Below are 22,925 nucleotides of genomic sequence, written 5' to 3'. Positions count from 1 at the left end.
AGCTCTGCCTGCCGCAGACCGGGATATATGACTGTAAGGACGGAAACACCTTATGCCCCGGGATGTGCCGGTTAAGCACTGCCCCGGATAAGCTGTCCCAGCCCCTTGTTTTCAATAAACAGCTCCGCTTTTTCACGGATCTCAGCCGCTGTCTGCGCATCCAGCAATGATGCCAGCAGCGGCTCCAGTGCCCCGGCATCCAGATGCCGCAGCAAATACTTAATACGCGGGATACTCCGCCCGTTCATACTCAGCTGACGGTATCCTAAACCAATCAGTATCATTGCACCTAACGGATTTGCCGCCATTTCCCCGCAGACCGAAACCGGGATCCCCAGCCGGGTGGTTTCCGTCCGGACAAAATTCAGCATACGCAGGACTGCCGGATGGAGCGAGTCATATAATGGTGCAACATGCGTATTATTCCGGTCAACCGCCAGCAGATACTGAGTTAAATCATTCGTACCGACAGAAATAAAATCAATATATTGTTTCAGTTCCGGCAGCATAAACAACAATGACGGCACTTCCAGCATCACGCCCACCGGCGGACGTTCCACCCGTTCCCCGGTCAGTGCCGAAACCTCCCCGCAGGCGCGGTCAAGCAGACGGATAGCCTCTTCAACCTCTGCGAGCCCGGAAATCATCGGGAATAATATCTTCAGATTATTCAGCCCGATATTAGCCCGCAGCATGGCCCGCAGCTGGATAAGAAAAATCTCCGGCTGATCCAGCATCACACGGATACCGCGCCAGCCCAGACACGGGTTCTCCTCGCTGATAGGCATATACGGCAGCTGCTTATCCGCACCGATATCCAGTGTCCGCAGTACCACTGGTTTCCCGGCAAAGAGTTGCAGCATATCCTGATAACGGACTTTCTGCTCTTCTTCTGACGGAAAACCATTATGCACAAGAAACGGTATTTCCGTACGGTACAGACCAATTCCGTCAATACTTTTAACGATTTTCTGCTCATATTTCAGACTGAGCCCGGCATTCAGCTGAACAGAAACCCGTTCGCCGCTTTTCAGTGCAGCGGAGCGGCTGAGTTCATCCTCTGCCAACTGGCTGATAGCCTGCTCCTGCTCAATAATCTGGCTGAATTCCTGTGCTATCAGCGGTTCCGGTTCGATATACACCACGCCCCGGTAGCCGTCGAGGATAAGCAGGCGGTTATGTAACAGTTCCGGCTGAATATCCGCGCCCATGATAACCGGAATACCCATTGCTCTGACCAGGATGGCGGAATGGGAATGTGTTGCCCCGTCACGCACCACCACACCGGCAAGCTGTTCCTGCGGCAGTTCCGCCAGCAGGCTGGCACTCAGCTCATCAGCCACCAGCACAAAGCGCTCCGGCCACTGGTTGCTGCCGGTGAAATTATCATCAAGATGGAATAACAACCGCTGCCCGAGTGCACGTAAATCCGTGGCCCGCTCCCGCATATAGCTGTCCTGAAGCCCGGCAAACCGGCCCGAAAATTGCTCAATGACCGTTTTGACAGCCCATTCGGCCACAAACCCCTGCTCCACAATACTGTATAACCCTTTTTTCAGTTGCAGGTCGTTCAGCAGATGGGAGTAGAGATCGAAAATAGCGGCACTTTCTTTTTGTGAAGCAGCATTAAAACGCTTGCTGATGCGGCGGCACTCTGCCGTGGCATCCTCCAGCGCTTTATTCAGGCGGGCACGCTCCTGCACGCGATCCAGTGCCGAGGCTTCAGAAACATTCTCAAGCACCGGCTGTGAACGGTCTTCCCAGCCATAGGCCATCACAATCCCGGAAGAAACCGGAATCGCCCGGATCCTGGTCTGGCGGAACTGTCCGAACAACCCTTTGGTTTGCGCCTGAGCCAGCAGCACAGCCAGCTGCATTGCCAGAGTGACAATAAAAGACTCTTCCGTTTCGCTGAACAGACGTTTTTCTCTCTGCTGAACCACCAGCACGCCCAGTAACTGACGACGGTAAACCACCGGCGCACCGAGAAACGCGCGCAGGTTGTCTTCTTTAACCTGAGGGAGATATTTAAAACCGGGGTGTTCGCGGACATCCGCGATATTGATAAGCTCAGCGCGGCGGCCGACATGCCCGACCACACCTTCGCCGAAAGCAAGGCTGACAGCACGGCCGCGGGGCTTTTTCAGCCCCTGCGTTGCCATCAGATAAAAACAGTGATGCTGATTATCTGCCAGGTAGATGGAACAGACGTCAGTTCCCATCGCCTGACAGGTTTCTTTAACCAGAAGCTCCAGCGCTTCCGCGAGATCGGCGGCGGCAGCCACTTTTTCAATCACTTCACGTAAACGCGTCAGCATCCGTTCCCCCTAATTCTGGCGCCGGCGACGATAGGGAAACGGTGCCCGCACAGCCGTCGCTTCGCTGTTGGCAGGCATCACAACGGAAGAAAACTCTTTCATTACGCGGCGGTACACATCACGTTTGAAAGAGACCACCTGACGAACAGGATACCAATAGGTGACCCAGCGCCAGCCGTCAAATTCCGGCGACTTGCTGCGGGTCACATTGACCTCTTTGTCCTCGCAGAGCAGCTGAAGTAAAAACCAGCGCTGCTTCTGACCGATACAAACCGGTTTGGTATCCCAACGCACCAAACGTTTGGGTAATTTGTAGCGCAGCCAGTTGCGGGTGACCGCCAGGATACGCACATCTTTACGCGTTAAACCAACTTCCTCATACAACTCACGGTACATGGCCTGTTCCGGTGATTCGCCGGGATTGATACCTCCCTGAGGAAACTGCCACGAGTGCTGTCCGTAGCGGCGGGCCCATAAAACCTGGCCTTCCTTATTACAAATTACAATCCCGACATTCGGGCGGTAGCCATCATCATCAATCACTCGACTACCTCAGAAAAAAACTGAAAGATAGCCAATTGTTTCACACTCCCATCATGGGGTAAACCTCTGCACTCAAAATCCTTCAGCCCGCCGCATTTCCGGCTCTGACGGAAGAAAAGCAACACGCCGCGTTAACGGTTCCGGGCAGTGGCAAATTCCCGGGAAAAACACTACACTATTCCTCTCTCAACGGGGTGCAGCTCCGGCTTTCCGGCCGGTGTTGCTGAGATAACACCCGAGGAACCTGATCCGGTTAATACCGGCGTAGGGATTTGAGCCGCCACTGCTGACAGCACAGCCTGTCGCCATCATGCTGCACTCAGATCCTTTGCCAATCCTTCCCTTACAGGAGCGCAAAGTGTTACAGAAACTGACCAGAAATATTATTGCGGGCGGCCTTGCCGCACTGTTCTCTTTCCAGGCGGCTGCGGATAACAGCAAGCCGGTTCTGACTGTCTATACCTATGACTCATTTGTCGCTGAGTGGGGACCGGGACCGGAGATTAAGAAAAACTTCGAAGCGCAATGCAACTGCGAACTGAAACTCGTGGGTCTGAGTGATGGCGTGACGCTGCTGAACCGTCTGCGGATGGAAGGTAAAAAATCACAGGCCGATATCATCTTAGGTCTGGATAACAACCTGATGCAGGCGGCACTGGATACCGGGCTGTTTAAAGAAAGCAATGTTGATCAGTCAAAACTGGTGCTGCCGGTCAAATGGGAAAGCAAAACCTTTATTCCTTATGACTACGGCTGGTTTGCTTTTATCTACAACAAAGACACCCTGCCGAACCCGCCGAAAAGCATGAAAGAATTGCTTAACAGTGATCAGAAGCTGACCATCATTTATCAGGATCCGCGCACCAGCACACCGGGGCTGGGATTGCTGTTGTGGATGGAAAAGCTCTACGGGGATGATGTGTCAGCACAGTGGGCCAAAATGGCGAAAAAAACCCTGACGGTCACCAAAGGCTGGAGTGAATCTTACGGCCTGTTCCTGAAAGGTGAAGCTGACCTGGTACTGAGTTATACCTCTTCGCCGGGTTATCACATGCTGGCAGATAACAAAGATAACTATGCGGCCGCACTGTTTGAGGAAGGGCATTACCTTCAGGTGGAAATGGCAGGTGTGCTGGCCGCCTCAAAACACCCGGCACTGGCGGAACAGTTTATGCAGTTTATGCTGACACCGGATTTCCAGAAAACGCTGCCGACCACCAACTGGATGTATCCTGTGATTGATATGCCGCTGCCGCCGGTTTACGACAAAATGCCGAAACCGGCCAAAACGCTGGAATTTGATGCAAAAGAAGTGGCGAAAGAGCGCAATCAGTGGATACAGATATGGCAAAACGCAGTCAGCCGTTAATTGCCGCATACCTGATACCGGGTGCACTCGCATCCGGTCTTCTTCTGGTCGTTGCTGTCAGTGCCTTCGGGGCGCTGTGGTTTAACACACCGGATACAGACTGGCAGCAGATATGGGATGACAGCTACCTGTGGCATGTCATCCGCTTTACCTTTTGGCAGGCTTTCTTATCTGCCCTGTTCTCTGTTATTCCGGCTGTTTTTCTGGCCCGTGCACTCTGGCGCCGCCGTTTCCCGGGACGGACTATTTTTCTGCGGTTGTGCGCAATGACCCTGGTTCTGCCCGTGCTGGTGGCGGTATTCGGTATTTTATCTGTCTATGGCCGTAACGGCTGGCTGGCACATATTTCCGGTTTTCTGGATCTGGACTATACCTTCTCCCCGTACGGGTTACAGGGCATTCTGCTGGCGCACATCTTCTTTAATATGCCGCTCGCCACCCGGATGCTGTATCAGCAGCTCGACAATATTGCCACGGAACAGAGACAACTCGCCGCTCAGCTCAATATGAATGAATGGCAGCATTTCCGGATTGTCGAATGGCCCTATCTGCGCCGTCAGCTGCTGCCGACCGCTGCACTGATTTTTATGCTCTGCTTTGCCAGTTTTGCCACGGTGCTGGCGCTCGGTGGCGGCCCCGCTGCAACCACCATTGAACTGGCGATTTACCAGGCGCTGAATTATGACTTTGATATCGGCCGCGCTGCCCTGCTGGCGCTGATCCAGCTGGTGTGCTGTATCGGGCTGGTGCTCGTCAGCCAGCGTTTGTCCGGCCATTTTTCTGTCGGTTTTACCCAATCACTGCAATGGTGCAATCCGCAGGACACGCTGCCGCGCAGACTGGCTGACGGCCTGATCATCCTCTGTGCCCTGCTGTTTTTGCTGCCGCCGTTTTTTGCCATCATCGCAGACGGCCTGAATCCGGGATTGCTGCCGGTCCTGCAGCAACCGGCTCTGTGGCGGGCATTTTTCACCTCGCTCGGTATTGCGCTGGCTTCCGGTTTTATCTGCGTGCTGCTGACCATGATGCTGTTATGGAGCAGCCGTGAACTGCGGCTGCGGCAGGCGGTCAGAGCCGGGCAGGCCATGGAGCTTTCCGGGCTGGTGATCCTCGCGATGCCGGGCATTGTGCTGGCTACCGGATTTTTTCTGCTGCTCAACAGCACGACCGGCACCACTGATTTGGGGGCAATCCCATACGGGCTGGTGATCCTGACCAATGCGCTGATGGCAGTCCCGTATGCACTGAAAGTACTGGATAACCCGATGCGTGACCTCGCTGAACGCTATAACCCGCTTTGTCTCTCGCTGAATATCAGCGGATTCAACAGGCTGAAGCTGATTGAACTGAAGGCTCTCCGTAACCCGCTGGCACAGGCAGTGGCATTTGCCAGTGTGCTGTCAGTCGGGGATTTTGGTGTGATAGCCCTGTTCGGCAATGAGGATTTCCGCACGCTGCCATTCTATCTTTATCAGCAGATCGGCGCTTACCGCAATTCGGATGCGGCTGTCACTGCGCTGATCCTGTTTTTACTCTGTTTCGGGCTATTTACCGTTCTGGAACGTCTGCCGGGGAAACGCCCATGATTTATTTTGATCATATTCTTTACCGCTATCAGCAACAGACAATGAATTTTCATTTTTCCGTTGCCGCCGGAGAAAAAATTGCCATTCTCGGCCCGAGCGGGGCGGGTAAAAGTACCCTGCTGTCACTGATTGCGGGATTTCAGTTTGCCGAAAGCGGCACTATCCTGCTCAATGGTGAAGATCACACCCGTACACCACCCGCTTCACGCCCGGTATCCATGCTGTTTCAGGAAAATAACCTGTTTGCTCACCTGACGGCAGAGCAGAATATCGCTCTCGGTTTTCATCCCGGTATGAAACTGAATGCGGAGCAAAAAGTACAGCTGGCACAAATCGCTGAACAGGTTTCGCTGACACCACTGCTGAAACGTCTGCCGTCACAGCTTTCCGGCGGCCAGCGTCAGCGGGTGGCACTGGCACGGTGCCTGGTGCGTTCCCAGCCTGTTTTGCTGCTGGATGAACCCTTCTCCGCACTGGATCCGGCACTGCGCAATGAAATGCTGACGCTGCTGGAAACCATCTGTGATTCACGGCAACTGACACTGATGATGGTCTCCCACAATACCGATGACGCGGCCAGAATCGCGCCCCGCGCAATGGTGGTGGATAACGGCACCATTGCCTTTGACGGCAGCACCACTGCCCTGGTCAGCGGTGAGGTTCCCCAGGCACGGATCCTGGGAATCCGTCCGTAAACCGCACCTTAAATACTGTATATATCCACACCACTCTGCTATAGTTATTTTTTCATCAGCAGAACGGACAAAATGATGGCAGGGCACAACTGTTTTCCCTCCCGTCAGGTGGCAGCACCGGCGGAAGCCGGTTTTATTCTGACCCGTCACTGGTCTGATACCCCGCGCGGTATTGAGGTCCGTTACTGGCTGGCGACAGATAACGGGCCACGGCATGTTTCTGTTCCGCTGCAACAGGCTGTTGGCTTTGTCCCGCACCGGGAGCTGGCGGAAAGCCGTCCCTTTATTAACAACATCCCCGGCACCACACTGACAGCACGCCCGCTGAAGGATTTCCATCAGGATGATGTCAGTGCCGTTTACTGCCGCCAGTACCGCCAGTTACAGCAGTTGGAAAAACAGCTCGGTGAACAGCATCTGCACCTTTATGAAGCGGATATCCGCCCCTGTGAACGCTATCTGATGGAGCGTTTTATTACCGCCGCTGTCTGGGTACAGCCGCAACCGGATGGCCATGTGCTGATGAAACCGCATCCGGATTACCGCCCGGCGCTGAAAATCGTTTCTCTGGATATCGAAACCACAGAGTTCGGTGACCTTTACTCCATCGGGCTCTCCGGTTGCGGGGCTGATACGGTATTTATGCTCGGCCCGGAGAACGGCACGCCGCTGACCAATCCTGATTTCACGCTGGAGTACGTCCCGCGCCGCCCGGATCTGCTTCACCGTCTGAACCAGTGGCTGGCAGAACATGATCCGGACATGATAATCGGCTGGAGCCTGATCCAGTTTGATCTGCGCATTCTGCAGCGCCATGCGGAAAAGTATCAGATCCCGCTGATTTTCGGCCGTAATAATGCCCCGCTCTCCTGGCGGGAGCACGGCTTCAAACCCGGCCAATTTTTTGCCGGTGCCCCGGGGCGGCTGATTATTGATGGTATCGATGCCCTGAAAGCCGCTACCTGGCAGTTTCCGTCTTTCAGTCTGGAGGCGGTGTCTCAGGCACTGCTCGGCGAGGGCAAAGACAGCGACTCCCCGTATGACCGCATGGATGAAATCAACCGCCGCTTCCGTGAGGATAAACCGGCACTGGCACGGTATAACCTTCAGGACTGCCGTCTGGTCACCCGGATTTTTGAGCACACCCATCTGACAGAATTTCTGCTGGCCCGGGCAGCGGTAACCGGCCTGGCACCGGATCGCATGGGAGGTTCTGTCGCCGCCTTCACCCATCTTTATCTGCCGCCGATGCATCGTAAAGGCTATGTCGCACCTGACCCCGGCGAAAAACCCGGTGAGCCGATACCGGGCGGCTTTGTGATGGATTCAGCCCCGGGATTATATGACTCCGTAGTAGTGCTGGATTTTAAAAGCCTGTATCCCTCCATTATCCGTACCTTTCTCATCGACCCGATTGGCATGGTCGAAGGTCTTGCCGCGCCGGAACAGGCGGTTCCAGGGTTTAAGGGCGCGTATTTTTCCAGGGAAACCAACTGTCTGCCGGATATTGTCAACCGTATCTGGCATGAACGGGATATGGCGAAACTGGCAGGGGATAAGCCGCTGTCGCAGGCTCTGAAAATTATTATGAATGCGTTTTGTGGTGTTCTGGGTGCCGCCGGATGCCGTTTTTATGATCCGCGCCTGACCTCCTCCGTCACCATGCGCGGACATGACATCATGCGAAAAACACGCACTATTATTGAGTCTCTGGGTTACCAGGTCATTTACGGCGACACCGATTCCACCTTTGTCTGGCTGAAAAGTGCGCACAGTGAAGCGGATGCGGAACGTATCGGACACTGGCTGGTGGAAGAGATCAATCAATGGTGGCAGACCCATTTAAAGGATGAATACAGATTGATCTCGGCCCTGGAAATTGAGTATGAAACCCACTACCGCCGTTTTCTGATGCCGACGATCCGCGGAACAGACCTCGGCAGCAAGAAACGGTATGCGGGACTTTCGGGGGATAAAATGGTCTTTCGCGGGCTGGAGACGGTCCGCAGTGACTGGACACCGCTGGCACAGCATTTCCAGCAAACCCTGTACCGGCTGATTTTCGATAAAATGCCGTATCAGCAGTTTATCCGTGATTATGTCCGCGACACACTCGAGGGACGCTACGATGACCGGCTGGTGTACCGCAAGCGTCTGCGCCGTCCGCTGGCGGATTATCAGCGTAATGTGCCGCCTCATGTCAAAGCGGCCAGAATGGCGGATGAGTATAATGTCCGTATGAATCGTCCGCCGCAGTACCAGCGCGGTGCCGGGATAAGCTATATTCTTACCCGTTCCGGGCCGCAGCCGCTGGAGATTCTGACGGCACCGCCGGACTATGAGCATTACATTAATAAGCAACTGATGCCGATAGCCGATGCCATTCTGCCTTTCCTGGAGGATGACTTCACCACATTGTTAACGGGGCAATTATTGATGCCATTTTAATTTTGCCATTTTACAGGTGACGATGCGGATCTTATGGATTAACATAGCGCCCCTTTACTGCTTTTAACACCGGAGCAGAGTGATGCAGCTGATGCTGCTGTTCTGACTGGCGGTGTTTTTCCCGGTGAATACAATGCTGTTTTTGTATCACCGGTAATGATGTCCACAGCATTTTTCTAATTAGCCCTGAATAACAGAATCGAGCCAAAAATATGCCGTTTACTCTTGGTCAACGCTGGATAAGCGATACTGAAAGCGAGCTGGGATTAGGTACAGTTGTATCTGTCGACGCCCGGATGATCACCCTTCTTTTCCCTGCCACCGGTGAAAACCGTCTCTATGCCGCAGCCGATGCCCCTATCACCCGTGTGATGTTCAACGAAGGGGATACCGTTACCAGTCACGAAGGCTGGCAGCTCAGTGTGACCGCCGTTGAAGAGAGCGACGGATTATTAACCTATATCGGGCAGCGTACCGATACCGGTGAGGACAATGTCCGCCTGCGCGAAGTGTTTCTCGACAGTAAACTGACATTTAATAAACCTCAGGATCGCCTGTTTGCCGGTCAGATTGACCGCATGGATCGCTTTGCGCTGCGCTACCGTGCCCGCAAATTCCTGAGTGAAGAGTACCGCCGCGCCACCAGCGGCCTGCGCGGCATCCGCGCCAGTCTGATCCCGCATCAGCTGTTTATCGCCAATGAAGTCGGTAAACGCCACGCGCCGCGTGTTCTGCTGGCGGACGAAGTCGGCCTGGGTAAAACCATCGAAGCCGGGATGATTATCCACCAGCAGTTAATGGCCGGACGCGCCGAGCGTGTGCTGGTTATTGTGCCGGAAAGCCTTCAGTACCAATGGCTGGTGGAAATGCTGCGCCGTTTCAATCTGCGTTTTTCCCTGTTCGATGACAGCCGTTATACCGAGGCACAGCACGAGAGTGACAACCCGTTTGAAACCGAACAGCTGGTATTGTGCTCACTGGATTTTGTCCGCAAAAGCAAACCACGTTTTGAACACCTGGCGGAAGCCGGCTGGGATATGCTGGTGGTGGATGAAGCACACCATCTGGTCTGGAGTGAAGACGCGCCGAGCCGTGAATATCAGGTGATCGAAACCCTGGCGGAAAGCATTCCGTCGGTACTGCTGCTGACCGCCACCCCGGAACAGCTTGGTATGGAGAGCCACTTTGCGCGTCTGCGCCTGCTGGACCCGAACCGTTTTCATGATTTTGACACCTTTGTTGACGAACAGCAGAAATATCAGCCGGTTGCCGATGCGGTCACCCTGCTGCTCGACCGCGCACCGCTGACCAAAGATCAGCAGAATGCCATTCATGACCTGATCGCCGAACAGGATATTGAGCCGCTGCTGAAAGCCGCCAATACAGATACTGAAGACGGTGAGAATGCCCGCCGCGAGCTTATCAGTATGCTGATGGACAGACACGGCACCAGCCGCCTGCTGTTCCGCAACACCCGCAACGGTGTGAAAGGCTTCCCGCGCCGCGAACTGAAAGCGATTAAGATGCCGCTGCCGGCACAGTATCAGACCGCAATTAAAGTCGCCGGGATCATGGGCAGCAAAAAAACCACAGAAATCAAAGCCCGTGAAATGCTCTATCCGGAGCAGATTTATCAGGAATTTGAAGGTGAAAACGCCACCTGGTGGAACTTCGACCCGCGTGTTGAATGGCTGCTCGGCTTCCTGCTGGCAAACCGCAATGAAAAAGTGCTGGTGATCTGCGCCCAGGCTGCAACCGCTCTGCAGCTGGAGCAGGTTCTGCGCGAGCGCGAAGGTATCCACGCTGCGGTTTTCCATGAGAATATGTCCCTGCTGGAACGCGACCGGGCGGCGGCCTACTTTGCCTCCGAAGAGGAAGGCGCACAGGTGCTGCTCTGCTCTGAAATCGGTTCTGAAGGGCGTAACTTCCAGTTTGCCAATCAGTTGGTGATGTTCGATCTGCCGTTTAACCCGGATCTGCTGGAGCAGCGTATCGGGCGTCTCGACCGTATCGGTCAGAAACGCGATATTCAGATCAGTATTCCGTATCTGGAAAATACCGCACAGGCCGTACTACTGCGCTGGTTCCACGAAGGTCTGGAAGCCTTTGAATATACCTGTCCGACCGGCCGCACCATCTATGACTGCTATTACGACAAACTGATTAACCTGATGGCAAATCCGGCTGATCTCAGTGGTTTTGATGAGTTTATCGCCGAATGCCGTAAAACCCATGATGCCCTGAAACAGGAACTGGAACAGGGTCGTGACCGCCTGCTGGAAATGCATTCCAACGGTGGCGAAGCCGGTAATAAACTGGCTGCTGAAATTGCGGATCAGGATGAAGATACCGAACTGGTGACCTTTGCCCTGAATCTGTTTGATATTGTCGGTATCAATCAGGATGACCGCAGCGACAACATGATCGCCCTGACCCCGTCTGACCATATGCTGGTGCCGGATTTTCCGGGTCTGCCGGAGGACGGCTGCACTATCACCTTTAAACGTGAGCAGGCATTGTCCCGCGAGGACACACAGTTTATCAGTTGGGAACACCCGATTATCCGCAACGGTCTGGATCTGATCCTGTCCGGTGATACCGGCAGCTGTGCGGTCTCCGTGCTGAAAAACAAAGCCCTGCCGGTCGGCACGCTGCTGACAGAGCTGATTTATGTGGTGGAAGCCCAGGCGCCGAAAAACCTGCAGCTGACCCGCTTCCTGCCGCCGACACCGGTGCGCCTGCTGATGGATGTAAAAGGCAATAACCTGGCATCTCAGGTGGAATTTGAGAGCTTTAACCGCCAGCTGAATGCCGTAAACCGCCATACCGGCAGCAAATTTGTCAATGCGGTGCAAAATGAGGTACATCAGGTACTGCGTCTGTCCGAAGACGTTATCGCCGGTCAGGCCCGTGAACTGATTACCGCTGCGAAAGCAATGGCGGATCAGCATCTTACACTGGAACATGACCGCCTGCTGGCACTGAAATCGGTTAACCCGAATATCCGTGATGATGAGCTTGATGCCATTGAAGAAGAACGTCAGCAGATCCTGTCACATCTGGATGATGCTAACTGGCGCCTTGATGCTATCCGCCTGATTGTCGTTTCGCATCAATAACCTGTATCCCGGCAGAGAATCTCTGCCGGGTCTCTGATTTGGTGATCCCATGCTAATGGAACCTTATAACCCGCCTGCCGATCCCTGGCTGAATATCCTCTGGCAGGATGAAAGCATCATTGTGGTGAATAAACCAAGCGGGCTGCTTTCCGTTCCCGGACGGGCGCCGGAACATAAAGACAGTGTGATGACACGCATTCAGCGTGACTATCCTTCCGCCGAATCTGTTCATCGTCTGGATATGGCAACCAGCGGTATTATTGTGGTTGCGCTGACCAAAGCGGCTGAGCGGGAGCTTAAACGGCAATTCCGTGAACGTGAGCCGAAAAAAACCTATGTCGCCCGTGTATGGGGACGGCTGGAGCCGGAAACCGGCATGGTGGATTTACCGCTGATTTGTGACTGGCCGAACCGGCCGAAACAGAAAGTGTGTTTTGAAACCGGCAAACCGGCACAGACAGGTTATGAAGTACTGGAATATGAAGAAAATGCCACGCGGGTAAGGCTGTTTCCGGTCACCGGACGATCTCATCAGTTGCGGGTGCATATGCTGGCGCTGGAACATCCGATTCTTGGTGACCGTTTTTATGCTCATGATGAGGCAAGAGCCGCAGCGCCCCGGCTGCAGCTTCATGCAGAGGCGCTGTCTGTCACACATCCGGCAAATGGCGAGCCGATGCATTTTACTTGTAAATCAGATTTTTAGTGGATTAACACGGTCACCGAATTCATTGAGGCAAGAATCAGGCAAAGTGCTAATCCCGCTACTCCGATAAGAACACGGGTATTGGCCATGGATCATATCCTTAACATATTTAATAAAATATTCACGTAATTTTTCAACTACATTTATATTTTATAGCAATTATATGAAAAGAATATGATCCGCCCTGCACTTTCCCGGCATCACGTTTTACACCTTAAAAACGGTATTAAACGGGATTATTTAAAGCCTTTCTCTTTTTTAATGAGATCATATGCTGCCTGGATCGATTGCGCTTTCTCTTTCGCCAGTTCCATCATTTCCGGCGGTAACCCCTTCGCCACCAGTTTATCCGGGTGATGTTCACTCATCAGCTTGCGGTAGGCGCGTTTGATAACAGTACTGTCGTCGCTTTCTTTCACGCCCAGCACCCGGTAAGCGGCAGCAAGGTCTGCGGTCTGATCGCGGTAATAACCCTGCTGAGACTGCTGCTGCCAATTACCGCTCTGTGCCCCGCCGTGCATCTGCGCCTGCATCATTGCCAGCACATTTTCAAACTGATGACGCGGGATCCCCAGCTCTTCGGCGATCACCAAGAGTACCTGGCGTTCATTCGGATGCAGTTCCCCGTCACCGAACGCCGCCTGGATCTGGATTTCCAGAAACATGCGCAGTAAATCCGCCCGCCCGTAACAGGCGCGGCGTAACTGACGCAGTGCATCCCGCAGCGGGAAACCGGCCGCTTTACCTTCACGGAAAGCGTTCTGAGCCTGAGTCCGCGCACTGCCGTGCAACTGCATACGATCCATCAGAGCGGTGGCCAGATAAATGTCAGATTCCGTTACCCGGCCTTTTGATTTGGTCAGATGCCCCAGAATCTGAAAGGTTGTGCTGAAAAAGAGTGCCTGTCTGGACTGATTGTTGCTGAATGAGCCACCCAATTGCTGACTGCGGACTTTATCAATCGCATGACCAATAAGAAAGCCGAGAAAAATACCCCAAAAACCGGCTCCGGATGCCATGCCTAATAAAATTCCGATGATTTTTCCCAAATAGTGCATATACTCCTCAATTCAACAATGCCCTTGGCGCAATTTTGCATTATCATACTACCCATTCTGTACGATGCCTAACGCCATTTGGATACGTGAACCTGTTTCACGCGCGCTCTTTTTTCGTGTAAATTAGGCTTTTGGCGTTCGGGCAATGTGCTACCGAGGACGGAATTGCAGACATACTTATGAAGAAGAGTTATCCAACCCTGCTGGCCACCATTATCTGGGCAGCGTTATACAGTCAGGCTGCACAAGCCGCCACACTTGCCGAGCAATGTATGCTGGGTGTTCCGGTGTATGACGAGCCGGTTGTTGACGGTAAACCCGGCGATTTTCCGGTCAATATCACTGCACAAGGTGTGTCAGGCGAATATCCGCACGCGGTAAAATATGATGGTGGCGTTGATATCCGCTCAGGTAACCAGAATCTGAAAGCGGAGGAAGTGGAAGTCACCCAGAGCGGTGAAGAAACCAATCCTGTCCGTATTGCGACAGCGACCGGTGATGTCCGCTATTCTGATCCGCAAATCCGTCTGAAAGGGCCGAAAGCGTGGCTGAATCTCAATAACAATGATGCTGATGTTGAGAAAGGCGATTACCAGATGGTCGGCCGTCAGGGCCGCGGTGATGCCGACAAAATGAAGCTTCGCGGCGAAAACCGTTATACCATCCTCGAAAACGGGGTCTTTACCTCCTGCCTGCCGGGCAATGACAGCTGGAGCGTCAAAGGCTCTGAGGTCATTATTGACCGGGAAGAGCAGGTTGCGGAAATCTGGAACGCCCGTTTCCGTGTCGCCAATGTGCCGATCTTCTACAGCCCGTATCTCCAGTTACCGATCGGTGATAAACGCCGCTCCGGTTTTCTGATCCCGAACGGCAGCTATTCCAAATCATCCGGCCTGGAATTTACCCTGCCGTATTACTGGAATATCGCCCCGAATTACGATGCCACTATCACGCCGCACTATTTCAGTAAACGCGGCCTGAAAATGGATAATGAGTTCCGTTACCTGACACAATTCGGTACAGGCACACTGGCCTTTGATTTCCTGCTGGATGACTCGCAGTATAAGAAAGACAAAGAAGCCGCCGGTGATGCAGAGTGGGCGAAACGTAATTCCAATGACCGCTGGTTATTCTACTGGGGCCACAGCGGGTCGTTTGCACAGGACTGGTGGTTCTCTTCTGACTACACCAAAGTCAGTGACTCGCGCTATTTTACCGATTTCACTTCCGCTTACGGTAACTCCACTGACGGCTATGCCACGCAAAAACTGGCTGTGGGTATCCGAAAATCGAACTGGAACGCCACCGTAACCGCCAAACAGTTCCAGATTCTGACCAACAATGATAACGCGACCTCCTACCGTGCTGAGCCGCAGTTAGATCTCAATTATTATAAAAATGACCTCGGAGTGTTTGATTTCCGTGCCTACGGTCAGGTCTCCCGCTTTACCAGCGTAGGTAAAAATAATCCGGATGCCGTCCGTATTCATGCGGAACCGACACTCAGCATGCCGCTGTCTAACGGCTGGGCCAGCTTCAATACTGAAGCGAAGCTGATGGCAACGCATTATGATCAGGATATTCCTGAAGTACTGAAGAACTCCGAACTTGAAAAAAATGTTACCCGGGTGCTGCCGCAGTTTAAGGCTGATGCGAAGATGATCTTCGAGCGGCCGATGTTCTTTAATGACAGCTTCACCCAGACATTAGAGCCGCGCGCGCAGTACCTGTATGTCCCGTATAAAAACCAGGACAATATCAATAACTTTGACTCCACGCTGATGCAGTCCAGCTACAGCGGCCTGTTCCGTGACCGCATGTACAGTGGTCTGGATCGCATTGCATCCGCCAACCAGGTCACCACCGGGGTAACCAGCCGGATTTATGATGATGAATTAGTTGAACGATTTAACGTTTCTGTGGGTCAAATCTACTACTTTGAACGTCCGCGAACCGGTGACTCTCAATATACAGTAGTGGATGAAAAAGATGAAACCGGTTCGATGGTCTGGGCGGGTGATTCCATGTGGCGTTATAACGACAACTGGGGCCTGAAAGGCGGCATTCAGTATGACCGCCGTCTGGGCAGTGTCTCCATGTCCAACGCCACAATGGAGTACCGACAGGATGCAGAACGTCTGATTCAGCTGAATTACCGCTATGTGGACCGGGACTATATTCAGGCGATGCGTCAGCATACCCGGTATGGCGAAAAATACGTTTCACCGCGGAACCAGCAAGGCATTTCTCAGGTCGGTATTGTGGCCAGCTGGCCAATTGCGGAGCAGTGGGCCTTTGTCGGTCAGTATTACTATGACACCAAAGAGAGCCAGCCGGCCAGCCAGTTAGTCGGTCTGCAATACAATACCTGCTGCTGGGCGGCAAACGTCGGTTACGAGCGTAAGATTATCGACTGGAAAAATGACGCCAGTGAGTACGACAATAAAATCACGTTTAATATCGAATTACGCGGTATGAGCAGCAATTATAGTCTGGGCAGCCAGAAAATGCTTGAGCGCGGTATTCTGCCGTATGTTCCGGCATTTTAACCGCCTGAGCTGATACAATTTTCACATGCCGTACCGGCGGTACGGCGATACGAAACATGATGGGATACTTATGAAAAACTGGAGAACACTCATTCTCGGCCTGATGTTCACGGCAAGCACAACCTCATTCGCAGCACCGCAGCAGCTTGATAAAGTTGCGGCAGTCGTGAATAACGGTGTGGTTCTGGAGAGTGATGTCAATAATATGCTTCAGACTGTCACCATGAATGCCCGCAATGCCGGTCAGCAGATTCCGGATCAGGCAACATTACGTCAGCAGATTCTTGAACGTCTTATCATGGACAATATCGTGATGCAGATGGCCGGACAGATGCAGATCTCTATCCCTGACCAGGCGGTTGACGGCGCTATCGAAGATATCGCCCGTCAGAACAACATGACCCTTGCCCAGATGAAAGATCGTCTGAAACGCGACGGTATGAGCTATGACAAATACCGCAGCGATATCCGCAAAGAAATGATGATGGCGGAAGTCCGTAACAACGAAGTCCGCCGCCGTGTGGTGATCCTGCCGCAGGAAGTTGATTCTCTGGCAAACCTTATCAGCACACAGAACGCTGCGGATACTGAACTGAACATCAGCCATATCCTGATCCCGCTGCCGGAAAACCCGACAGAAGATCAGATGAATGCAGCAAAAGAAAAAGTCACCACCATTATGAATGAACTTCAGCATGGTGCCGATTTCGGTAAACTGGCGATCACCTATTCTGCAGATCCACAGGCGCTGAAAGGCGGTAATATGGGCTGGAGCCGTTTACAGGAGCTGCCGGGTCTGTTTGCCGAGCGCCTTCAGACAGCCAAAAGCGGTGAGATTGTCGGGCCGGTGCGTTCCGGTGTCGGCTTCCACATTCTGCGCGTGAATGAAGTCCGCGGAAACAGCCAGCCAATTTCTGTGACTGAAGTGAAAGCCCGTCATATTCTGATCAAACCGTCACCGGTAATGACCGATGACCAGGCACGCAGCAAACTGCAGCAGATTGCCGCTGATGTGAAAAGCGGTAAAACCTCCTTTGATGCTGCGGCAAAACAATTCTCAGAAGATCCGGGCTCTGCCCTGCGTGGTGGTGAGTTAGGCTGGTCAATGCCTGATATCTACGACCCGGCTTTCCGTGACGCACTGATGAAACTGAAAAAAGGCGAACTGAGTCAGCCTGTCCGCTCCTCTTTCGGCTGGCACCTGATCCAGCTTGAGGATACCCGCAACGTGGATAAGACCGAAGCGGCTCAGAAAGATCGCGCTTACCGTATGCTGTTTAACCGTAAATTCAGCGAAGAATTACAGAGCTGGATGCAGGAACAGCGCGCCGGCGCTTACGTGGAAATTTTAGATGGCAGTAACAAATAAGCTGAAACCTGTCGTTATTACCCCCGGCGAACCTGCCGGGGTTGGTCCTGACCTGACAGTCGCGCTGGCACAGCGCGACTGGCCGGTAAAACTGGTGGTCTGTGCTGATCCGCAACTGATGCAGCAACGCGCACACGCCCTGTCACTGCCGCTCACCCTTGAACCTTATTCACCGGATACCGCCTGTCAGCCGCAGCGCGCCGGCACACTGACCATTCTGCCTGTTGAACTGAAAGCGCCGGCTGTCGCCGGTGAGCTTAACGTGGCAAATGCCGCCTATGTGACCGAAACACTGGCTCGTGCCTGTGACGGCTGTTTGCAGGGTGAATTTGGTGCTTTGATTACAGGCCCGGTGCACAAAGGCATCATTAACGATGCCGGGATCCCGTTCATCGGCCACACAGAGTTTTTTGCTGACCGCAGTCACTGCAAGCGTGTGGTGATGATGCTGGCCACCGAAGAGATGCGGGTGGCGCTGGCAACTACGCATCTGCCGATTTTACAGGTTCCGGCAGCCGTTGACCGCACCTGCCTGCATGAAGTGATCACTATCCTCAATCATGACCTACGCACCAAATTCGGTATCGCGCAGCCGCATATCATCGTCTGCGGTCTGAACCCGCATGCGGGGGAAGGTGGTCATATGGGTCATGAAGAGATAGACACCATTATCCCGGCACTCGATGAGCTGCGGGCACAGGGCATTTCCCTGGAAGGTCCGCTGCCGGCAGATACCCTGTTCCAGCCGAAATACCTGGAGCGTGCGGATGCCGTGCTCGCCATGTATCACGATCAGGGTCTGCCTGTGCTAAAATATCAGGGATTCGGCCGTGCCGTGAATATCACGCTGGGACTGCCGTTTATCCGGACCTCTGTCGACCATGGCACAGCCCTGGAACTGGCAGGTACCGGCAAAGCAGATGTGGGTAGTTTTATCACCGCATTAAATTTAGCGATTACAATGATTAAAAACAGTCAATGAATACACGAGTCCATCAGGGGCATTTTGCCCGTAAACGTTTCGGGCAGAACTTCTTAACCGATCAATTTATTATCGACAGCATTGTCGCGTCGATTAACCCGCAACCCGGCCAGGCGATTGTTGAAATCGGGCCGGGACTGGCTGCACTGACTGAGCCGGTTGCCGATCGCATGGACAAAATGACGGTCATTGAAATTGACCGTGATCTGGCCGCCCGTCTGGCCAGCCATCCGTTTTTACAAAGCAAACTGACCATTATTCAGCAGGACGCCATGACCGTGGATTTCACGGCACTGGCACAGGAACGCGGCCAGCCGCTGCGGGTGTTCGGTAACCTGCCGTACAATATCTCCACGCCGCTGATGTTCCATCTGTTCACCTTCACTAACGCAATCAGTGATATGAACTTTATGCTGCAAAAAGAAGTGGTTAACCGTCTGGTTGCCGGTCCGGGCAGCAAAACATACGGCCGTCTGAGTGTCATGGCACAGTATTACTGCCAGGTCGTTCCGGTTCTGGATGTGCCGCCGACGGCATTCCGTCCGGCACCAAAAGTGGATTCAGCGGTTGTCCGCCTGATCCCGCACCGCGAAAATCCGTATGTACTGAAAGATGTCGCGCTGCTCAGCCGGGTGACCACGCAGGCCTTTAACCAGCGCCGCAAAACGATCCGCAACAGCTTAGGTGATCTGTTCAGTCCGGAAACCCTGACTGAGCTGGGTATTGATCCGGCCACACGTGCAGAAAATATCAGTGTTGCGCAATACTGTCTGATGGCCAATTACCTGGCGGAACATCCCGCCTCATAGGGGATTCATCATGAATAACGACCCGAGAATTTGTATTCAGGTTCAGAGTGTTTATATCGAAAGCCAGTCTGAACCGGATGCGGAACGCTATGTTTTCGCTTATACCGTTTCTATCCGTAACCTGGGTCGTGATCCTGTGCAGCTTATCAGCCGCTACTGGCGCATCACCAACAGTGAAGGCCGCCAGACAGAAGTTCAGGGGGAAGGTGTCATCGGTGAACAGCCGGTGATCCGGCCCGGTGAAGAGTATCGTTATACCAGCGGCACAGTTCTGGAAACACCGCTGGGCACCATGGAAGGTTATTACACTATGGTGGATCACGAGGGTGCGGATTTCATCAGTGAGATCCCTGTTTTCCGGCTCGCAATACCAACCTTTATTCACTGATTTTCTATGGCAACCTATCTTATCGGCGATGTTCATGGCTGTTACCATGAACTTCGCGCATTACTGGCTCAGGCTGATTTTGATCCGCAGGCTGATACCCTGTGGCTGACCGGTGATCTGGTCGCCCGCGGCCCGGATTCACTTGATGTTCTCCGTTATGTCAAAAGCCTGGGTGACTGCGTCAGGCTGGTGCTCGGCAATCATGATCTGCATCTGCTGGGGATCTACGCTGGGATCAGCCGCAATAAACCGCGTGATCATCTGAACAAACTGCTCAGCGCACCGGATCTGGATGAGCTGATCAACTGGCTGCGCCGCCAGCCGATGTTACAGGTTGATCATGAGAAAAAACTGATCATGGCTCACGCCGGGATCACCCCGCAGTGGGATCTGGAAACTGCCGTTACCTGTGCGCGTGAAGTGGAAGCGGTTCTCAGCAGTGATACCTACCCGCTGTTTATTAACGCCATGTATGGTGATTTACCGAATGACTGGTCACCTTCCCTGACGGGCCTGCCGCGTCTGCGTTTTTCCACCAATGCCCTGACACGGATGCGCTACTGCTTCCCCGGCGGACAACTGGATATGGTCTGCAAGGATAAACCGGATCAGGTTTCCGCTCCGCTGAAACCGTGGTTTGCCCTGCCGTCAAAACTACCGGAAGGCTACAGTGTGGCCTTTGGTCACTGGGCGTCACTGGAAGGCAAAGGGGCACCACGCGGTATCTATGCGCTGGATACCGGCTGCTGCTGGGGCGGACAACTCACCATGCTGCGCTGGGAAGATCGCTGCTATTTCTGGCAGGAATCTTTTGCGGTGCGGGATGAGGATGATGACTGAGCGGCCACCGGTAACGGACAAGAAAAAAGCAGAGCCACCGGCTCTGCTTTTTTTGTATCAGCATTATTTATGAAATAATACGAATCAACTGATTAATCAGCTCTTACGGCGCTCTAAGATTTCAAAGCAGAAACCGTGAGAGTTTGCTTCATCCGCGTCATGATATTCCATAAAAGTGGAGTCCCACTCATCCGGCTCATAGTCAGGGAAGTAAGTATCCCCGCTGACTTCCGCATCAACGTGTGTCAGATATAAACGATCCGCCAGCGGCAGGAACTGTCCGTAGACTTTACCGCCGCCCATCACCATGATTTCACCGTCTGTTTCTTTCTGTGCAATCGCCAGTGCTTCTTCCACTGACTTCGCCCAGACCACGCGATCATCGTTGCCCGGCGTACGGCTGAGCACGATATTGAGGCGATCCGGCAGAGGACGACCGATAGATTCATAAGTCACGCGACCCATGATCACCGGTTTATTCACCGTATTACGTTTAAACCATGCCAGGTCTTCCGGCAGTGTCCATGGCATCGCATTTTCCATGCCAATAACCCGATCCATAGCTAAAGCAGCGATCAAGCTAATGTTCATTCATTTCACCTTAGGGCTGAGAGAAATTTTGCCGTCACTATACGTAAACTACTCAATGCCGTCGACTGAATTCAGTGTTTCATCAATACAAATAATTTATTTGTCTTCACACTTGAAGGTGGGTCATACTTTTACTCTGCATTCAGGTCTTTTTCAGCAAGGATATACCACATGTATGACGCCACTCTGATGGTCACCACCATCGCTGCGCTCGGTATGATCTCCCCGGGCCCGGACTTCTTTCTGATTGTGAAAAACGCAGCCCGTTACCAGCGTGCCGCTGCCATGATGACCGCACTGGGTGTTCTGTCCGCGATCGCCATTCACATGACCTACTGCGTGGCCGGGCTTGCTGTGATCATCACCACCACACCGTGGCTGTTTATGATCCTCAAATATGCCGGAGCGGCTTACCTTATCTGGATAGGGATCAACAGCCTGCTGGCACGTGCCGGGCATACCCTTGATACCGGGGACGGCTCACATCAGCGTATTTCTTATAAAAAAGCCTTTATGCAGGGATTCCTCTGCAATCTGCTGAACCCGAAAGCCACACTCTTTTTCCTTGCTATTTTTACCCAGGTACTGGATATCAATTCCGGATTTGGTGAAAAACTCTGGTATGCTGCTATTGTAATGGGACTGGCGGTGGTTTACTGGCCATCACTGGTACTGCTGATTCAGAGTGCTCCGGTACGCCACGGATTGGCGAAAATTCAGAAATATATCGATAAGGTCCTTGGCGTCGTCCTGATTGGCTTTGGCGTCCGGGTCGCAATGAGCTGATGATTATGATAATGAAAACAGATAAATACACTTTTCAGCCGGAATTTCAGAATGTGATACAGGACGCCGTACAATCCCTGTGCACTGCTCTGCCGGGTGTTCTGCACAGCATCTATGTTTACGGCAGTGTGGCAGAAGGCCGCGCTGTTCCGGGCCGCTCTGATCTGGATCTGACCCTGGTTCTGCACCGGCCGCTCAGCGCGGCGGAAAAAACCATTCTCCGTTGTCTGGACAAAGCACTGACCGCACGTCACAGCAGTGTGTCAAAAATCGGGTTTGATACCGGCCTGCTGTCAGAAGTGACCTCTGCGGAAGAACAGCCAGTCTGGGCTTACTGGCTGGCACATTTTTGTCTGCCGGTCTGGGGTGATGACCTGACGCTGAAACTGCCTGTCGTGACGCTGAATCGTGAGATTATACACGGCATTAACGGTGATTTTCCGGTACTCGTCCGTACCAACCTGATGCAGTTACAAAAAAGCCCGCCGCTGGCTGAAATCCGGCGAATCAAGCGGGAAACCGCGCGGCGTCTGCTGCGTGCCACCGCACTGGTATGGAATGATTATGAAACCTGCACTTACCCGCTGCCGTTACCGCAGATGGCCGGAAAAGCGATTGCACTGTACCCGGAAAAACGCCACGCGATCACCTTCCTGCTGGGACAGACCGAAGAACCCGACACCGGTATCATTCAGTTTATCGCCGTTGCCGGGACATTCTCCCGCTGGCTGCGGGATGAGGAAAAGCGGCTGCTGAGCCGCTGAGCAAA

At 53.2% G+C, this 22,925-nt stretch carries 18 protein-coding genes and 1 riboswitch; of the genes, 14 read left to right on the top strand and 4 right to left on the bottom strand.

Translation table 11 applies throughout. The annotated features are described in order from the left end of the window. Positions 1-71: 71 nt before the first annotated feature. Both ptsP and rppH read right to left on the bottom strand, forming a co-directional pair. Positions 72-2,318, bottom strand: coding sequence for a phosphoenolpyruvate--protein phosphotransferase (gene ptsP / locus AB7038_RS13110; RefSeq protein WP_368889754.1), 2,247 nt, complete (start codon positions 2,316-2,318; stop codon positions 72-74). A gap of 9 nt (positions 2,319-2,327) precedes the next feature. Further along, entirely contained in the window at positions 2,328-2,861 is a 534-nt protein-coding gene (rppH, locus tag AB7038_RS13105; RefSeq protein ID WP_015422452.1) for an RNA pyrophosphohydrolase, read from the bottom strand. Between the two features lie 180 nt (positions 2,862-3,041). Further along, positions 3,042-3,150, top strand: a riboswitch (TPP riboswitch). A gap of 93 nt (positions 3,151-3,243) precedes the next feature. On the opposite strand from rppH, the gene thiB reads away from it, so the two are divergent. The 6 genes from thiB to rluA all read left to right on the top strand — a co-directional run bounded on the left by thiB (position 3,244) and on the right by rluA (position 12,784). Further along, positions 3,244-4,230 carry a thiamine ABC transporter substrate binding subunit gene (thiB, locus tag AB7038_RS13100; RefSeq protein WP_369453474.1) on the top strand — a complete coding sequence of 329 codons (987 nt, stop codon included), beginning with the start codon at positions 3,244-3,246 and terminating at the stop codon, positions 4,228-4,230. After that, positions 4,206-5,816 (top strand): thiamine/thiamine pyrophosphate ABC transporter permease ThiP, encoded by a 1,611-nt coding sequence (gene thiP / locus AB7038_RS13095; RefSeq protein WP_369453452.1) that lies wholly within the window; start codon positions 4,206-4,208, stop codon positions 5,814-5,816. Before thiB ends, thiP begins: the two co-directional genes overlap by 25 nt. Further along, positions 5,813-6,511 (top strand): thiamine ABC transporter ATP-binding protein ThiQ, encoded by a 699-nt coding sequence (thiQ, locus tag AB7038_RS13090; protein WP_368889757.1) that lies wholly within the window; start codon positions 5,813-5,815, stop codon positions 6,509-6,511. Before thiP ends, thiQ begins: the two co-directional genes overlap by 4 nt. Positions 6,512-6,583: 72 nt before the next feature. After that, positions 6,584-8,959: a DNA polymerase II gene (locus AB7038_RS13085; protein WP_369453451.1), complete on the top strand. Its 2,376-nt coding sequence runs from the start codon at positions 6,584-6,586 to the stop codon at positions 8,957-8,959. A 212-nt stretch (positions 8,960-9,171) separates the two neighbouring features. After that, positions 9,172-12,078 carry an RNA polymerase-associated protein RapA gene (rapA, locus tag AB7038_RS13080; protein WP_369453450.1) on the top strand — a complete coding sequence of 969 codons (2,907 nt, stop codon included), beginning with the start codon at positions 9,172-9,174 and terminating at the stop codon, positions 12,076-12,078. Positions 12,079-12,133: 55 nt separating this feature from the next. Beyond that, positions 12,134-12,784 carry a bifunctional tRNA pseudouridine(32) synthase/23S rRNA pseudouridine(746) synthase RluA gene (rluA, locus tag AB7038_RS13075; RefSeq protein WP_072872070.1) on the top strand — a complete coding sequence of 217 codons (651 nt, stop codon included), beginning with the start codon at positions 12,134-12,136 and terminating at the stop codon, positions 12,782-12,784. A 236-nt stretch (positions 12,785-13,020) separates the two neighbouring features. Here rluA and djlA read toward each other — a convergent pair whose 3' ends face one another. After that, positions 13,021-13,842, bottom strand: a complete 822-nt coding sequence (djlA, locus tag AB7038_RS13070; RefSeq protein ID WP_004242174.1) for a co-chaperone DjlA — start codon at positions 13,840-13,842, stop codon at positions 13,021-13,023. Positions 13,843-14,021: 179 nt separating this feature from the next. On the opposite strand from djlA, the gene lptD reads away from it, so the two are divergent. The 6 genes from lptD (at position 14,022) to apaH (ending at position 20,779) form a co-directional block, all read left to right on the top strand. Next, positions 14,022-16,391 (top strand): LPS assembly protein LptD, encoded by a 2,370-nt coding sequence (gene lptD, locus AB7038_RS13065; protein ID WP_368889760.1) that lies wholly within the window; start codon positions 14,022-14,024, stop codon positions 16,389-16,391. 70 nt (positions 16,392-16,461) lie between these two features. After that, entirely contained in the window at positions 16,462-17,760 is a 1,299-nt protein-coding gene (gene surA, locus AB7038_RS13060) for a peptidylprolyl isomerase SurA (protein WP_368889761.1), read from the top strand. Continuing rightward, the gene (gene pdxA / locus AB7038_RS13055; RefSeq protein ID WP_004237171.1) at positions 17,744-18,742 is read left to right on the top strand and encodes a 4-hydroxythreonine-4-phosphate dehydrogenase PdxA; all 999 of its coding nucleotides are present in this window, start codon (positions 17,744-17,746) and stop codon (positions 18,740-18,742) included. The genes surA and pdxA overlap by 17 nt, the downstream gene beginning before the upstream one ends. After that, complete coding sequence (gene rsmA / locus AB7038_RS13050; protein WP_004237170.1) at positions 18,739-19,551, top strand: 16S rRNA (adenine(1518)-N(6)/adenine(1519)-N(6))-dimethyltransferase RsmA; 813 nt, start codon at positions 18,739-18,741, stop codon at positions 19,549-19,551. Before pdxA ends, rsmA begins: the two co-directional genes overlap by 4 nt. A 10-nt stretch (positions 19,552-19,561) precedes the next feature. After that, positions 19,562-19,939 carry a Co2+/Mg2+ efflux protein ApaG gene (gene apaG / locus AB7038_RS13045; protein WP_004237169.1) on the top strand — a complete coding sequence of 126 codons (378 nt, stop codon included), beginning with the start codon at positions 19,562-19,564 and terminating at the stop codon, positions 19,937-19,939. Between the two features lie 6 nt (positions 19,940-19,945). Then, positions 19,946-20,779 (top strand): bis(5'-nucleosyl)-tetraphosphatase (symmetrical) ApaH, encoded by an 834-nt coding sequence (gene apaH / locus AB7038_RS13040; protein WP_368889762.1) that lies wholly within the window; start codon positions 19,946-19,948, stop codon positions 20,777-20,779. 96 nt (positions 20,780-20,875) lie between these two features. Here apaH and folA read toward each other — a convergent pair whose 3' ends face one another. After that, complete coding sequence (folA, locus tag AB7038_RS13035; RefSeq protein WP_015422448.1) at positions 20,876-21,370, bottom strand: type 3 dihydrofolate reductase; 495 nt, start codon at positions 21,368-21,370, stop codon at positions 20,876-20,878. A gap of 171 nt (positions 21,371-21,541) precedes the next feature. Between folA and AB7038_RS13030 the strand changes: the two genes are divergently transcribed. Both AB7038_RS13030 and AB7038_RS13025 read left to right on the top strand, forming a co-directional pair. After that, on the top strand, positions 21,542-22,156 hold the full coding sequence (locus AB7038_RS13030) for a LysE family transporter (RefSeq protein WP_004237166.1): 615 nt from the start codon (positions 21,542-21,544) through the stop codon (positions 22,154-22,156). An 11-nt stretch (positions 22,157-22,167) separates the two neighbouring features. Then, entirely contained in the window at positions 22,168-22,920 is a 753-nt protein-coding gene (locus AB7038_RS13025; RefSeq protein ID WP_225902521.1) for a nucleotidyltransferase domain-containing protein, read from the top strand. The last annotated feature ends 5 nt before the right edge of the window (positions 22,921-22,925 follow it).

This window comes from Morganella morganii, assembly GCF_041099235.1.
Classification (GTDB): Bacteria; Pseudomonadota; Gammaproteobacteria; order Enterobacterales; family Enterobacteriaceae; genus Morganella; species Morganella morganii_E.
This window is presented reverse-complemented; position numbering and strand designations above follow the sequence as displayed.

Coding starts and splice junctions, on each gene's coding strand:
- AB7038_RS13085 (WP_369453451.1), top strand. CDS start 6,584: ATGATGGCAGGGCACAACTGTTTTCCCTCCCGTCAGGTGGCAGCACCG.
- rsmA (WP_004237170.1), top strand. CDS start 18,739: ATGAATACACGAGTCCATCAGGGGCATTTTGCCCGTAAACGTTTCGGG.
- apaH (WP_368889762.1), top strand. CDS start 19,946: ATGGCAACCTATCTTATCGGCGATGTTCATGGCTGTTACCATGAACTT.
- apaG (WP_004237169.1), top strand. CDS start 19,562: ATGAATAACGACCCGAGAATTTGTATTCAGGTTCAGAGTGTTTATATC.
- thiQ (WP_368889757.1), top strand. CDS start 5,813: ATGATTTATTTTGATCATATTCTTTACCGCTATCAGCAACAGACAATG.
- djlA (WP_004242174.1), bottom strand. CDS start 13,842: ATGCACTATTTGGGAAAAATCATCGGAATTTTATTAGGCATGGCATCC.
- folA (WP_015422448.1), bottom strand. CDS start 21,370: ATGAACATTAGCTTGATCGCTGCTTTAGCTATGGATCGGGTTATTGGC.
- surA (WP_368889761.1), top strand. CDS start 16,462: ATGAAAAACTGGAGAACACTCATTCTCGGCCTGATGTTCACGGCAAGC.
- pdxA (WP_004237171.1), top strand. CDS start 17,744: ATGGCAGTAACAAATAAGCTGAAACCTGTCGTTATTACCCCCGGCGAA.
- AB7038_RS13025 (WP_225902521.1), top strand. CDS start 22,168: ATGAAAACAGATAAATACACTTTTCAGCCGGAATTTCAGAATGTGATA.
- lptD (WP_368889760.1), top strand. CDS start 14,022: ATGAAGAAGAGTTATCCAACCCTGCTGGCCACCATTATCTGGGCAGCG.
- AB7038_RS13030 (WP_004237166.1), top strand. CDS start 21,542: ATGTATGACGCCACTCTGATGGTCACCACCATCGCTGCGCTCGGTATG.
- ptsP (WP_368889754.1), bottom strand. CDS start 2,318: ATGCTGACGCGTTTACGTGAAGTGATTGAAAAAGTGGCTGCCGCCGCC.
- rapA (WP_369453450.1), top strand. CDS start 9,172: ATGCCGTTTACTCTTGGTCAACGCTGGATAAGCGATACTGAAAGCGAG.
- rluA (WP_072872070.1), top strand. CDS start 12,134: ATGGAACCTTATAACCCGCCTGCCGATCCCTGGCTGAATATCCTCTGG.
- thiP (WP_369453452.1), top strand. CDS start 4,206: ATGGCAAAACGCAGTCAGCCGTTAATTGCCGCATACCTGATACCGGGT.